Source organism: Myroides odoratimimus, from assembly GCF_030326305.1.
Classification (GTDB): domain Bacteria; phylum Bacteroidota; class Bacteroidia; order Flavobacteriales; family Flavobacteriaceae; genus Flavobacterium; species Flavobacterium odoratimimum_A.
Genome location: NZ_JACAKB010000035.1, coordinates 1 through 14,814 on the forward strand (window position 1 = coordinate 1; position 14,814 = coordinate 14,814).

Annotated in this window: 10 protein-coding genes; 2 read left to right on the plus strand and 8 right to left on the minus strand. The window is 34.5% G+C overall.

What is annotated here, in order from left to right; translation table 11 throughout:
• Positions 1–112: 112 nt before the first annotated feature.
• From HX049_RS16310 to ricT, 6 genes are all read right to left on the minus strand, one after another.
• Positions 113–1,204, minus strand: a complete 1,092-nt coding sequence (locus HX049_RS16310; RefSeq protein WP_286417208.1) for an AI-2E family transporter — start codon at positions 1,202–1,204, stop codon at positions 113–115.
• Positions 1,205–1,315: 111 nt separating this feature from the next.
• On the minus strand, positions 1,316–1,969 hold the full coding sequence (locus HX049_RS16315; RefSeq protein WP_131540429.1) for a CoA transferase subunit B: 654 nt from the start codon (positions 1,967–1,969) through the stop codon (positions 1,316–1,318).
• Positions 1,970–1,989: 20 nt separating this feature from the next.
• Positions 1,990–2,691 (minus strand): CoA transferase subunit A, encoded by a 702-nt coding sequence (locus HX049_RS16320; RefSeq protein ID WP_006257824.1) that lies wholly within the window; start codon positions 2,689–2,691, stop codon positions 1,990–1,992.
• 69 nt (positions 2,692–2,760) lie between these two features.
• Positions 2,761–5,076: a transglycosylase domain-containing protein gene (locus tag HX049_RS16325; RefSeq protein ID WP_131540428.1), complete on the minus strand. Its 2,316-nt coding sequence runs from the start codon at positions 5,074–5,076 to the stop codon at positions 2,761–2,763.
• A gap of 33 nt (positions 5,077–5,109) precedes the next feature.
• A complete protein-coding gene (locus tag HX049_RS16330; protein WP_286417213.1) occupies positions 5,110–5,604 on the minus strand; it encodes a gliding motility lipoprotein GldH in 495 nt (164 codons plus the stop codon).
• The gene (gene ricT / locus HX049_RS16335) at positions 5,591–7,192 is read right to left on the minus strand and encodes a PSP1 domain-containing protein (RefSeq protein WP_286417215.1); all 1,602 of its coding nucleotides are present in this window, start codon (positions 7,190–7,192) and stop codon (positions 5,591–5,593) included. The genes HX049_RS16330 and ricT overlap by 14 nt, the downstream gene beginning before the upstream one ends.
• A gap of 502 nt (positions 7,193–7,694) precedes the next feature.
• Between ricT and HX049_RS16340 the strand changes: the two genes are divergently transcribed.
• Positions 7,695–8,453, plus strand: a complete 759-nt coding sequence (locus HX049_RS16340; protein WP_286417217.1) for a 5'-methylthioadenosine/adenosylhomocysteine nucleosidase — start codon at positions 7,695–7,697, stop codon at positions 8,451–8,453.
• Between the two features lie 100 nt (positions 8,454–8,553).
• Here the strand turns inward: HX049_RS16340 and HX049_RS16345 are convergent, their stop codons facing one another.
• A complete protein-coding gene (locus HX049_RS16345) occupies positions 8,554–10,617 on the minus strand; it encodes a DUF5689 domain-containing protein (protein ID WP_286417219.1) in 2,064 nt (687 codons plus the stop codon).
• Positions 10,618–10,629: 12 nt separating this feature from the next.
• Positions 10,630–13,467, minus strand: a complete 2,838-nt coding sequence (locus tag HX049_RS16350) for a TonB-dependent receptor (RefSeq protein WP_286417221.1) — start codon at positions 13,465–13,467, stop codon at positions 10,630–10,632.
• A 134-nt stretch (positions 13,468–13,601) separates the two neighbouring features.
• Between HX049_RS16350 and HX049_RS16355 the strand changes: the two genes are divergently transcribed.
• The gene (locus HX049_RS16355; protein ID WP_131540422.1) at positions 13,602–14,666 is read left to right on the plus strand and encodes an endonuclease/exonuclease/phosphatase family protein; all 1,065 of its coding nucleotides are present in this window, start codon (positions 13,602–13,604) and stop codon (positions 14,664–14,666) included.
• The last annotated feature ends 148 nt before the right edge of the window (positions 14,667–14,814 follow it).

Sequence of the window (14,814 nt, forward strand, 5' to 3'; positions counted from 1 at the left end):
TAACACTTCCTGCTGTAATGGCGTGTTCGGGACTTACACCCTAGAGTTATCACCCATGCTGGGCACACATATAAAAGAGGTTAGCCAATGGCTAACCTCTTTACTTTTATACTTATTCTTTATTTTCTTCTTCTATACTAATCTTCTCAGGATAAGTTTCTTCTCCCAGTAAATAACCCCAAGGTCTTAAACTATCTACACGATCACATATAATCTTGATAATTGCTAAAGTAGGTATAGCTAATAACATCCCAGATATACCCCATGCCATCTCTCCTAAAATAAGCCCTACTATCACGGCTAAGGAATTGACTTTAACTTTAGATCCAACTATTCTCGGCATCACAATATTACCATCAATAGCATGGATAACTACAAAGGCAATTAATACAAATAATACCTTGGCTCCAGAAGCAGATGCAAATGTGACTAGAATAGTAATAATTAAAGCTATTAGAATACCGATATAAGGTAATACATTCAGTACCCCCGTAATCAATGCTAGCATAAAAGAATACTTAATATCTAGTACTAAAAACGCGATAAATGCTAATGTGGTAACAATCATCATCTGTAACATCAGCCCTACTAAATACTTCTTCACCATATTCTGAATAGCATGTATCGTATCTAACACTTTATCCTTATAGCCACTGTGAAATAACATTAATACAAAGCGTACCAAATGCCCCCTATAGATCAATAGGAACACAGAATATAAGAACGTAAATACAAGAAACATCAATAAAGTAGACAAAGAACTCATAGCAGCTCCTAATATATCTGTACCTGTCTTTAGTGAATTAGATGCAGCTGATTCTAAGTAATTCATTTGATTCTCCTTAGCGATACCAAATTTAGTATATATCCATTCTTGAATACTAGAGACTCCAGCTAGCAACTGCTGTTGGAATGCTGGCCAATCATCTTGTAAATGTGTTAATTGCATTCCTATCAACAATAGAACACCACTCAAAACAAGCAAAGCTAAGACTACAACTACTATAGATGCAATAGCACGAGAGAACCTAAATTTCCTCTCTAAAAACTCACTAAAAGGAACTAATAAAGAAGCTACCAATACACCTAAAAACATTGGTACAAATATGTTCTCAAGCAAAATAGCGATATAACTAAATACAACCAAGCTAAGTAAAACACAGGTTATCTTTAGATACAAAGGGAATTGGACAAACTTATTCATGTGCATTTTTTATATAAAAATAAACAATTACAGACTTAATCAGCATATACACATTCAGAAATAAAGAAGCTAAAATAAAAAAAGAGCTCTTAGAGCTCTTCTATTGAATTTTTATAATGTCATTTCAGGAATATCTCCCTCAATGATTAAAGTAACCTCAGTAGCCTTTATAATGTCTTCTACAGACACTCCTGGTGCTCTCTCTAACAGTTTAATACCTTGATCTGTTACTTCCATAACAGCTAATTCTGTTACTATCTTTTTCACACACTTCACTCCTGTTAAGGGTAATGTACATTCTTTTAATATCTTAGACTCTCCAGCCTTATTCACGTGCATCATTGCCACAATTATATTCTCGGCAGAAGCTACTAGATCCATAGCTCCACCCATACCTTTTACCATCTTACCAGGAATCTTCCAGTTCGCAATATCTCCTTGCTCTGATACTTCCATAGCACCTAGAATAGTCAAGTCTACATGTTGTCCACGTATCATCCCAAAGCTAGTAGCTGAATCAAAAAAAGATGCCCCTGGCAAACTTGTAATTGTTTGCTTACCCGCATTGATTAAATCTGGATCCTCTTCTCCTTCATACGGAAAAGGCCCCATACCTAATATACCGTTCTCACTCTGAAACTCAACATTCATACCTTCAGGTACATAGTTTGCTACTAATGTCGGTATACCTATTCCTAAATTTACATAGAAGCCATCCTTAACTTCTTTTGCTATACGTTTTGCAATTCCTACTTTATCTAACATAACTTAAGTTTAAAAGGTGATTAATTCTTTGAACGAACTGTGCGTTGCTCAATTCTCTTCTCATACTGTTCTCCTTGGAAAATACGCTTAACGAATATTCCAGGTACATGTATTTCATTCGGATCCAATTGTCCTGCTGGAACTAATTCTTCCACTTCTGCTACAGTTATCTTAGCTGCTCCTGCCATACAAGCATTAAAATTACGTGCTGTTCCTTTAAAAACTAGATTACCTGCTTCATCACCTTTCCATGCTTTTACAATGGCAAAATCAGCGTCGAAAGCTAATTCTAATATATGTGGCTTACCTTTAAACTCTCTTACCTCTTTACCCTCTGCTACCTCAGTGCCATAACCTGCTGGAGTATAAAAACCAGGAATACCCATCTGAGCAGCTCTACACTTCTCTGCTAAGGTACCTTGTGGAGTAAGCTCTACTTCTAACTCTCCAGATAGCATCTGACGCTCAAACTCTGCATTCTCTCCTACATAAGAAGAGATCATCTTTTTTATCTGACGCTTCTGCAATAACAATCCTAAGCCGAAATTATCTACACCTGCATTATTAGAAATACACGTTAGACCACTTACGTTCTTCTTTACCAATTCGGCTATGCTATTCTCTGGAATACCACAAAGGCCAAATCCTCCTAACATGATAGTCATGTCATTCTGTATATCTGCTAAAGCTTCTTGAACATTAGCTACCTTTTTATTGATCATAATATTTGGTTTAGTAATATGTTCCTAAAATACAAAAAAAAACGCCTTTAAAAAAAGGCGTTTCTATTATTAAAAATCAAATTCTTCTGTGTCTAAAGCCCCTTCAGAAACATCATCTGTTTCTGGTTGAACAATTTTCGTACAATCTACTCGTATAGAAAGGTGTTCTGGTACAGGGAAGCCTGACTTAGCTACCTCTAAATTCTTATCAGCATAACACTTATTCATGAATATACCCCAAATAGGCAATGCTAATGTTGCTCCTTGTCCATAAGTCATCGTTCTAAAGTGAGCTGCTCTATCATCATTACCAACCCATACTCCCGTTGCTAAATTCGGTACCATACCGATAAACCAACCATCACTATTGTTCTGACTCGTTCCTGTTTTACCTGCAATAGGATTAGTAAACTTATAAGGGTGACCTGTTACTCGTTTATAACCTGCACCTTGCCAAGTAGTACGTAATCTTACCCCTGATCCTGACTCAGTAACTCCTTCTAACAACTTAATAATAGCATAAGCTACATCCTTACTCACTACATCCTTCGTCTCAGGTATAGCATTGAATAAAATAACTCCATTCTTATCAGCTATGCGTGTAATAAAGATAGGCTTCACATAAATACCTTGATTCGCAAATGTACTATAAGCAGCAACCATATCACTAACAGTAATATCAACAGCCCCTAATGCAATCGCAGGACTTTGTGGAATATCTCCTGAGATACCTAAATCTCTACACATATTCACAACAGCCTTAGGCCCTACTTTATCCATTAGCTTAGCAGTTATAGTATTTACAGATCCTGCTAAAGCTTGTTTTAATGTCATAATACCTCTATAAGAACGATTCGAGTTCTGAGGACTCCAGTCTCTAGAGATGCCATATCTACCTTTAGGCATAGTAAATGGTGAATCTATTATAGAGTCACATGGAGAATAATGCAATTGCTCTATAGCAGTAGCATATACAAATGGTTTAAATGTAGAACCTACTTGTCTCGCTCCTTGCCCTACGTGGTCATACTGGAAGTGTTTATAATTTATACCACCTACCCATGCTTTAATATGTCCTGTCTGAGGCTCCATTGCCATCATACCCGCTTGTAAGAAATGCTTATAATAACGGATAGAATCCTTAGGAGTCATCACAGTATCCCTCTCTCCTTTCCAAGAGAAGATTCTCATCTCTGTTTTCACATCAAACGATTTGATGATATCACTTTCAGATTTCCCTTGTTCCTTCATCTGTCTCCAACGCTCTGAAGTCTTCATTGCTCTCATCATAATATTATCAACCTCTTGTTGATTAATTTTATAAAATGGAGCCATTTTATTATTCTTCTGATCTATAAAGAACTCTTCTTGTAAGTTAGCAATATGTGCTTCCACAGCTTCTTCACCATACTTCTGCATACGAGAGTCTATAGATACATATATCTTTAATCCATCTCGATATATATCATAGGTAGTACCATCTTTTTTAGGATTCTCTTTTACCCAACGACGCATATAATCACGTAAATACTCACGGAAATAAGTAGCGATACCTTCTCTATGACTTTCGGGAGTGAAGTTTAATGCCAATGGCAACTCTTGTAATCTTATACTTTCTTCTTTAGAAATAAAGCCATTACGAGCCATTTGATGCAGTACTACATTACGTCTCTTATGTACTAACTCTGGTCTACGAACAGGGTTAAAATAAGCAGGATTCTGTAACATCCCCACAAACATAGCTGCCTCATCTATAGTAAGATCTTTAGGCTCTTTGCCCATATAAATACGAGTAGCAGAGCGGATACCTACAGCATTATTTACAAAATCAGCTTTATTTAGATACATCGTAAGAATCTCTTCTTTTGTATACTGTCTCTCTAGTTTTACAGCGATAACCCATTCTTTTGCCTTCTGAGTAATACGCTTAGGTAAACTTCTAGAGCCCTCTCCATGAAACAATAATTTAGCTAACTGCTGTGTAATAGTACTAGCCCCACCACTACTTCCTACAGAAGTAATAGCTCTAAGTGTCCCACGGGCATCTATACCAGAATGATCCTTAAAACGTTCATCTTCTGTCGCTATTAGAGCATTAACTAAATACTCTGGTAAATCTTCATACTTAACAGGTACACGGTTTTCTAAATAAAACTTACCTATCGTTTTACCATCTGATGAGATAATCTCTGTCGCTACATTACTAGCTGGGTTCTCTAATTCATCGAAGGTTGGCATCTGTCCAAAAACTCCCCAAGATGCACATAAGAAAAAGAAAATAACCGCAGCAACCATTCCTAAGAACAGAATCCAAAACATTTTTAAATATCCACCCAAACTCTTTGGTTGTTTCTTATCTCCTTTTTTGTTTTTACTTGAACTCATAAAGTCTATAATACTTATAAATCTAATACTCTATTATTGTTTTTCTATACGAAAGCCTACCTCTGATACCCCTTCTAAAGAATTAACCCCTTCTACCTCTCCTAATTCGCGAACAACCTGCTCTATGGTAAACTTATAGCTTCCCTTAGCAGGAAAAGCAAACCCTTCCTTCAATTCTAATTTACTCTCTTTTACATCAGAAAAACCATTCCCTAATAATGTCCCATCAGGATTGGCCATTTGAAACTGTAAAGTGTCAATTACTACATCTAAATTAGGTTGATGCATTTTAAAGATTACAAATAAATTACTGTAAGGATAACTTTTATTTACTCTTATATTCAAATAAAGATTATGACGCTGTACAGTATCATATACGTCATACACAAATGTTTTTACATCTGTTCTATCCCAGACACCTGAAGTCTTCTGATATTGGTCAAAAACCATATTCGTATCTCTTTGACAAGACAAAACTGAAAACAACACAGTGCTCAATACCAATAAATAACTACTAATTCTCTTCATTAGAATTGTCACTATTATTATCTTTTTTAAATCGTTTATTTCTATTCGGGCGGTTTCCTTTATGATGTTGTTTTGCCTTAGCAGTACCTTCACCATCAGTACCTCCTTCAATAGTTCCTTCTACAGGTCTCTTCTTTTCCTTAAAATGAGGTTTACCTTCTCGTGGTCCCTTATTTTCATTTCTAGGTTCTCTAGGACTTTTCTGCTCTCTAGTTCCTCCTTTTGCCTCTTTACGAATATTTTTTTGCTCTCCTGTATTCTGTTTCTCTAGATTTGCACCTTCTCTCTCCTTATTCCCCTCTGCTCTATTCTTGTTTCTATTACGAGGTTGTTGCTTATCTCTAGGCTCTCTTTCACCTTGTTTAGGTTGCTTATTATTACGAGCTTCCCCACTAGGTGTTTTCTCACGAGATGTATTCGGAGCCTGTGCTTCTTGTCCCTCTCTAGCCTGTCCATCCTTCTTCTTGTTATTTCTAGAAGGTTTTTTCTTACGTTTTGGCTGGTCAAAACGAGTAACACTATCTTGTTCAGACGCATTGTTAAAGTCTATCTCCTCACATTCTACTTCTAGCATATAGCTCTCTAGTTCTTGTCCTTTTTGATCTTTTCTATTCAAAGCAAGAATCTCTTTCACCATCACGGTAGATAATACATACCAGTTCGCAGAATTATTAATATAAGCAAACCACATTTGCCCTTTAAATATATCTATCTTCTGACATATTGCTAATCCTTTTACCGTCATTAGTTTTGTATCAGAATCAGGCATATCTTTCAATGCTTCTAAATAAGTATCTAATTCAAAGTTCAAACAACACTTTAGCTTACCACACTGCCCTGCTAACTTCTGCGGATTAAGTGATAACTGTTGATAACGTGCTGCAGATGTATTTACACTTCTAAAGTCTGTTAGCCAAGTAGAGCAACATAATTCACGTCCACAAGAACCAACTCCACCTAATCGAGCAGCCTCTTGTCTAAATCCTACCTGCTTCATTTCAATACGGATACTAAACTCTCGTGCAAAATCCTTAATTAATTGTCGGAAATCCACACGCTCACTAGCTGTGTAATAAAAAGTCGCCTTAGAAGCATCACCTTGAAACTCTACATCAGAGATTTTCATCTCTAACTTTAAAGCTATAGCTATCTCACGAGCTCTAACTTTTACAGTTTCTTCTCTATTACGTGCCTCTTGCCATATATCAATATCTTTTTGAGTTGCCTTGCGATAGATTTTTAAAACCTCTCCATTTGGATCAGCTTTTTTCTTTTTCATCTGTACCTTTACTAACTCCCCTACCAATGACACAATACCAATATCATGCCCTGGTGAAGATTCTGTAGCTACAATATCTCCCATAGAAATTGCAATCTCTTTTGGGTAACGATAAAAATCTTTTCTACCATTCTTAAAACGAACCTCTACTATATCATATATCTCGGTGCCATTAGGATAAACCATATTTGACAACCAATCAAAAACTGCTAATTTATTACAGCCGTCTGTTCCGCACGTTCCCTTATTCTGGCATCCCTTCGGGAGTCCACTACTATCTTTTTCTGTTGAACAATTTGTACAAGCCATCTAATAATTTTTATATATTGAATCCCTTACGGGAATTATTGCATTTATTTACTCGCTGTAAAGATACTATTTTTACATCTCTCTTAAATATTTTTTTATTCTACAACTTTTTCACATCCCCATTCCGTTAATTATCTTATTTAAAATAGACTACAGCCTACTATAACCCTTTGTTTCATCTTATATTTTGATACTATTTTGTTATAAAAACAGGTATTTTTACATATGCGAATTGACAAGATATAAAAAGAAATACAACTAAACATGATTATATTATCATTAAAATAAGCAATTAATTACTTTCCAACTTTAAGAGCATTTCTATTTCAATGTACAATCCGAGTACAATTATGCTTATATTCTTACTGTACGTGTAAGTTCTAACAAGGACTTTGCACAGATTCCTCATACATACGGCAAGGAAGTACACAACATCAAATACTATCAAAATAGGTTGGATATAATTTTCGTAATTTTGGTTACTCAAAATAGTACGAAACTTATGCACTCAACAAATACAATAGGTATATTAGGGGCTATCCCACAAGAAGTAAATGGAATTATCACTCAACTAAGAGATAAATCTGAAAGAAAAATAGGTAATCGAACTTATTATGAAGGTTATATCCATGACCAAAAAGTAGTAGTAGTCTACTCTCGAATTGGTAAAGTAGCTGCAGCTGCTACTGTAGCAACACTTTTATTAGAGTTTAAAGTAGATCGCATTGCTTTTATTGGTGTTGCTGGAGGTATTCACCCTAATGTAAAAGTAGGTGATGTAGTCGTAGCAAAGAATTTGGTACAATATGATATGGATGCTTCTCCTTTGCGTCCAAAATTTGAAATACCACTACTAGGCAAAACTTATTTTGATACTGATACAGAGTGGTCAAAAGAAACTTGTGAGCATATAGAGAATATGTTTGGGTTAGAGAATCTACACCAATTAATCACACCTTCAGAATTAGCCAAATTTAATATTGTTAAACCTACTATTCATTATGGAACAATAGCTAGTGGGGATCAGTTCTTCTCTACATCTGAACAAAAAAACAATCTTCAGTCACAATTGCCAGAAGTATTATGTGTAGAAATGGAAGGAGCTGCAGTAGCTCAGGTTTGTTTTGAGTTTGGAGTACCGTTTATTGTGATACGTACAATCTCAGATAACGCAAACGAAGAGGCAAGTTTTAGCTTCCAATCTTTCGTTGAAGAAGTATCTCTTGTCTATGGCCAAGAGATCATCAATAAGATGTTTTAGACCTATTCTAAAACAATAATTCTAAAAATACACCTAAGTAAAGAACATAAAAAAGCTCGGCATAGCCGAGCTTTTTTATGTTCTTTTGTTTTAGACCTAATTACTTGATAAACTTAACATCATCAATATTAATTCTAAGTCTATTTTTTGTGGTTCTTGTAAAAGAAGCATTTTGTATTTTAATAGACACTTTATCATTAGCCTTTGCTTTAATATCAAATGAAGCACTTGTTAATTTCTCTTTTACTCCAACTTTTTTACCTGCTAACGTCCAAGTTTTTCCACTATCTACAGAATAAAATACTTCGACAGCAAATTCTTTATCTGAATCTGAAGACTCACTAAATTTAGTTCCTCCAAATTGCAATTCTACTTTCTTTAAACCTGTAACAACAAATTTAGATTGTAAATAACCTTCTAACTTATCATTACCTCTTAATCTAACGGCTTTTAAACCTGAAACTTTTAGATCATTGTCATCACTAAAAACTCCACCATCAGAAAATGACCAAGTACCGCTTTTTAAAACCACATCTTTTGTAGCCCAACTACCAGCATTTTCTTCAGTTTCAAAATCTTCCAATAACACTTTAGCTTCAGGTAAATCACCATCTGGAACTTCTGGTTCAGTTGTTTCACCTTCATCTTTACCTCCATCAAAAACGATATCTGAAACTAACAAATCATAAGCAACCTTACCACCTACTTTAAAAGCAAAAACACCACCTTTACCAGACGTATTATAATCAACACCTGATAAGTCTAATGTAATTTTAATCCAATTAGACGCATTTACTGAGCCTGTTGCATAATCATTTTGACCATTAGCTTTGTTTCCATCTTGCATTCTCTTAGTAGGAACCAAAACCATATCTTTACTAAAAACAGGTTTTTCTTTACCTTCTATTTGAGCATCTGTCGCTAAATTAAACACATCATACGTGTTATTGGCTTTTAACACATTAAATGATAATGATTTAGCCGAAGTACCTTTTATCCAAAATGAAATAGATTTAGCTCCTGTAACAACAGCTTGATTTTCTATTGTATAAACATAATCATTACCTCCTGGAACACCTTTGATAGACATTGCTCCTTTACCATCTTTTCCTTGACCTTTAGCTTCTTTTGCATAACCATATACACCATACTTATTAGTAGCTAAAATAAAAGAAGGCCAATTGCTAAAATTAGCAACATAAGTTGGAGTTTTTTGATTTTCTCCATTCACACCTTCACCTTCTCTCTTCTCTTCTGGAGGTGTCAAACCACCATCAAAAGGATCCTTATCTAATCCTTTTAAATCTTCCATAGTACGAGGGTAGAATTGATAATCTACGTCTCCTCCAGAATATACATAAGCAGTCATAATACCTGTCATAGAACCACTGTTAGCTGGTACTAATTCATCTTTAAATCCATTAGATTGCTCAACTGCTCTAAAGAACACCTTTGACGTTACATCATTTTGTTTACTCTCAATATAATTGTTCGTTGCTTTATTTTTCTCACTTACAAGATTTTCTTTATCCCAAAATGTTTTCCCCCAAAATTCTTTCTTAAACTGCACATCAGTAATTGTAATCAATTTACCAATATATGCATCAGAAGCAGCTTCTTTTAAGGTAACTCTGTGGTTAAACTCTTTATCAAATTTATCTCCTGCAATCATCTTACAAGACTTAAATATATTTGATCTTAATTTAGCTCCTGTAATAGCATCTGGATATTGACTTCCTCCACCTGAAGTATAAATTCCTGCCCCAATAGTGATCATGCGGTTAGCATATTGCATAGTGGTTCCTTTAAGCTTAATAAACACCTGAGAACCTACTGGATACAATGCAAAAGCACCTTTCACATCCGCTTTAATAGTAACAGCTTTTTGAGTAGTTTCATCTACAATAACTAACTGTTGGTAGAAATTTCCTCCTTGATCACTAGAGACAACAATACCTGCTATAGTATGATCCTTATCATAAGGAATAATTGCTTTAGAGTCTTCTTTTAAAACTGAATACAAATTATCAATTGTAAAATTAGTCTTAATGTTTGGTTCTTCACAATTTACTGAAGGTACCGAAAAATCATCGTTCTTTGCACATCCTGTAAGGATAAGACTCGCAAACGAAAAATATAGTAATGATTTAAAAATTGTTTTCATTTCAATAAGGTTTTAGAAGTTGTAATAAACATTTACAAAGAAATTACGTCCGTATGCATACCAATACTTGTTTCCAAAAGTATTTGTTCCACTTTGTGTATTAAGCATTTCTCGATCGTAATTAGCATTTCTTGCTTGTTCGAATCCTCCTGTCTTGTATGTTTTATTAAAAACATTATTAATACTAGCAAAGAAACCAACAATATTTCTATTTGGCATTCTCCATGATTTACCTCCTGTAATATTAAACACAGTAAAATCTGCTAATTTCTCTTGTTTTAATACATCTCTCAATCTATCCTTTGTCAGGTTACTAAATGGTTGCCCTGTAATTGGATCTTTTACGAAGTTTTCAGTTCTTCTAAGTGCTGAAATATTAGTATATGAATTATCCATATAATTAATATTTGCTCCTACCCACCAATAAGCTGGATCTCTATATTCTAATCCTAAAGATAGTGCAGTCTGAGGTCCATTACCTACTCTATAATTATTCATATACGCAGTGCCATAGTCAAATGTCTGTGCTACGTTATCTGAGTTAAGACGTAATGTAGGATTGCTTGTATAAATAGATTGTCCTACAGTTGCAGCAGCAGTAGCTTTTAAAGTTTGAGTCAATTGATACTCTGCTCCCAATTCAACTCCAATATTACGCTTATTAACTCCTGTTAAAACTTCGGAAACAAAAGCCCCTCCACTTGTATTTAAATACTCTCCATTAGCATCTGTAATTCCAATACCATCAGCATAGTAGAAGTTGACTTGTGTACTGTTTTTAATTTCAGATAAATATCCAGAAACTCTACCTTTAAATTTAGGTGTTCTTACAATATAACTACCATCAATACTAAACAAATCTTCATTCGTTAAGTCTTTAGTTACTAGATTATTTACTCTACCATTTGCAAAAGTATTTCTAATAGATGGTGCTTGGTTATAGTAAGCTACATTCATACTAAATGCATGACGTCCAGTCAAATGAAAAACAACTCCTCCTTTAAACCCATAATTATTAAAGTCTACTAGACCACTCTTACCATAAGAATTATTAGCATAAACTCCATTTTGGTATTTACCATCTCTTTCATAAGAAGTATATCCAATTTTTTGAGCTAGGTAAAAATCAAATCTATCATAGTCAAAATTAAACTGTGTAAACACGTCAATAACATTTGAATCAATATTATAATTATAACCAAATCTATCTCCTACTTTTACTTTTCTATTTGGATTTCTTAAATCACTTTGAGCTCTATCTCCTTGTTGATAAGTATCAATGTCTTTATAAAATTGCCCTCCTAGTAGGTCAGTCATTTCTTTATAATAAGAAGAATGAACTCTTCTATAATTAATACCAGCATCTAAAGTAACATGATCTGATAAAATAGATTTTAAGTTAGAGTTAAAAGAAAAAGTTTTATCTTTTTGTACATCCTCATACATAATTACTTTACTAAATCCACCATTTTTTTGATTGATTAAATAGTAATCTTCCCAAGTGATCTGCCCGTTATTTATAAATTCTTCTCTTGCGTCATTAGCTTGAAATTTCAAAGCTTCAGTAGTCATTTTCAACTTATTATCTGCAGGTAAAGCATCATAATCTTCCTGACTCATAGCCCAATATTGTGGATCTATTTTATTCAAATAATAACTAGGCATCTTTCTATAATATGTAGGATCAGGATTAATCCCATCAATATAGCTTAAACGACTATTTTTAATATGTCCAAATTGATAAGAAGCAGTAGTCGTTAAGTTATTTAACTCATCTATTTTCCAATAGTGTGTCAACTGGAAGATTGGTTCAGAAACATCTTTGTAACGAGAATTTCTTTTATCTCCATTTTGATACCCCCAGTATGAATTGTATTTAAAATCTTTTAAATCAGCTTGCTCATCTGTAATAGGAGAGTTTTTCCCTCTTTTATTTTGAGCATAAATAGCAGTAAAGTTTAAACTGTGATTATCATTAAATTTCTTTTCAATAGCAGCGAATAAAGATAATGCATCATAATTCGTTCCGTCAAAATAACCTTCTTTAGCTCCTCTATAAGATGCAGATAAAGCAAATGCCCATCCATTCTTATCTAAACCAGAAGAGTAAATAGCGTAAGGTCTCCAAGTATAGTTCGTATTAGAACCAGAGAAACCAGCTTTAGCACCTTTTCTGATTTGAGATGCTCTTGTAGTGATGTTTTGTGTTCCTAAGATTCCACCAAAAGAGAAATCTGAAGGAGTAGATCCTGAAGAGAAAACTTGGTTACGAGTAGCGTCATTTAGACCTCCCCAGTTCCCCCATTGTGGGCGACCATCATGAACTTTGTTCATTACCACCCCATTGATCATTGTCTTACCATACTCGTTATCAAGTCCACGCAATCTATAGAATGCCGATCCCCAATTATAAGCTGCTGCTTGTTGGAAAGGATCTTTTGTAGCTTGTAACAAACCCGATGAAGTGTCATTACTAGAGTCATCATCACTTAGGTCATTCTCCGTAAGTGTAATAAGCCCTAAATTTGCAATAGAAGCGAAATCCTCGTCTAAAGAAATTGTACCAAGATCGATGATACCATCACCTACCTCTACAGGTAAACGCTTTGTTACATATCCCACATAAGAGATTACAACATCATGGTTACCCGTTTTAACATTTTCTAAAGTGAATCTCCCTTCATTGTCTGTTAAAGAGGAAACATTAGTAGCCTGTACTTTTACAGATACCGCATTCATTGGCATCTGAGTGGTACCATCCACTACTTTCCCTTTAATTTCCTGAACTCCTTGTGCATAAGATATAACTACCTGTAACACAAAGAATAAACTAAATAAAAGTTTCTTCATAAATTAAAAATGATTAAAGTGCTATGTTAAGAAATACCGTAAGGTTATTTCTAATACAAAGGTATGTTATTATAATAATATTAGCTATTTTTGTCAAAGAAATAAGACAATTCTTTACTTAAATTAACCTAGTCATGCACATCAAACTTCAAAGAATCTTTTTGTTGTTTGCTCTTATCACAATGGGAGCTCAAGCACAAGAGAAAAAGTATGAGATTCAAACAATTGCGTTCTACAACTGCGAAAACTTGTTTGATACAATTAGAGATCCAAAGATCTACGATGAAGAGTGGACTCCTACTGGAGCACAAGCTTGGACATCTAAAAAGTACCAAAAGAAAATCCACAATCTTGCGAAAGTGATGTCTCAGATTGGTACTGATGAAAACCCAAAAATGCCTGCAATAATAGGTGTAGCCGAAGTTGAAAATAGAGCTGTTCTAGAAGACTTAGTACGCGACCCACAACTTGCTGCTGGAGATTATGGTATAGCGCATTTTGATTCTCCTGACAAACGTGGTATCGATGTAGGATTACTATATCAGAAAAAACACTTTTCTGTAACTAATGCAACTCCTCATCCTCTTTATATCTACGATATGAATAAAGTAGACAGACATACAGGAGAAAAAGGTACTCGTATCTATACTCGTGATCAACTGTTGGTAACAGGGTTATTAGATGGAGAAGAAGTACATTTTATCGTAAATCACTGGCCTTCTAGAGTAGGTGGAGAAAAAAGAAGTAGCCCATTACGTGAAGCTGCTGCTGCATTAAACAAAAAGATCATCGATTCATTATACACTATCAACCCAAATGCGAAAGTAATCACTATGGGAGATATGAACGACGGTCCATACAATAACAGTATGAAAAAGGTACTTAAAACAGCTGGTAAAAAATCTGAACTTACTCCACAAGGTCTTTTTAATCCCATGGAAAAAATGTCAAAAGATGGATTAGGGACATTGGCTTACCGTGATGCATGGGACGTTTTTGACCAAATGATAATTAGTGAACCTTACGTTAGAGATGATTATTCATCATGGGCGTACTGGAAAGCAAGAATCTATAAAAAACCATTTATGGTTCAACCAACAGGACAGTACAAAGGTTATCCTCTTAGAAATACAAATGGAGAACCTGGTTTTAGTGACCACTTCCCTGTATACATCTATCTAATTAGAGAATTAAAATAAGATTACTTGATATAAGTATAAAGCCGTTTAAGACATCTTAAGCGGCTTTTTTATTACAGCTAACTAGCTAACTAACTAACTAACTAACTAACTAACTAACTAACTAACTAACTAACTAACTAACTAACTAACTAACTAACTAACTAAC

What these genes read in the sequence shown, in the direction of transcription:
- HX049_RS16310 (WP_286417208.1), bottom strand. Translation starts at nt 1,204, where the DNA reads ATGAATAAGTTTGTCCAATTCCCTTTGTATCTAAAGATAACCTGTGTT.
- HX049_RS16315 (WP_131540429.1), bottom strand. Translation starts at nt 1,969, where the DNA reads ATGTTAGATAAAGTAGGAATTGCAAAACGTATAGCAAAAGAAGTTAAG.
- HX049_RS16320 (WP_006257824.1), bottom strand. Translation starts at nt 2,691, where the DNA reads ATGATCAATAAAAAGGTAGCTAATGTTCAAGAAGCTTTAGCAGATATA.
- HX049_RS16325 (WP_131540428.1), bottom strand. Translation starts at nt 5,076, where the DNA reads ATGAGTTCAAGTAAAAACAAAAAAGGAGATAAGAAACAACCAAAGAGT.
- HX049_RS16330 (WP_286417213.1), bottom strand. Translation starts at nt 5,604, where the DNA reads ATGAAGAGAATTAGTAGTTATTTATTGGTATTGAGCACTGTGTTGTTT.
- ricT (WP_286417215.1), bottom strand. Translation starts at nt 7,192, where the DNA reads ATGGCTTGTACAAATTGTTCAACAGAAAAAGATAGTAGTGGACTCCCG.
- HX049_RS16340 (WP_286417217.1), top strand. Translation starts at nt 7,695, where the DNA reads ATGCACTCAACAAATACAATAGGTATATTAGGGGCTATCCCACAAGAA.
- HX049_RS16345 (WP_286417219.1), bottom strand. Translation starts at nt 10,617, where the DNA reads ATGAAAACAATTTTTAAATCATTACTATATTTTTCGTTTGCGAGTCTT.
- HX049_RS16350 (WP_286417221.1), bottom strand. Translation starts at nt 13,467, where the DNA reads ATGAAGAAACTTTTATTTAGTTTATTCTTTGTGTTACAGGTAGTTATA.
- HX049_RS16355 (WP_131540422.1), top strand. Translation starts at nt 13,602, where the DNA reads ATGCACATCAAACTTCAAAGAATCTTTTTGTTGTTTGCTCTTATCACA.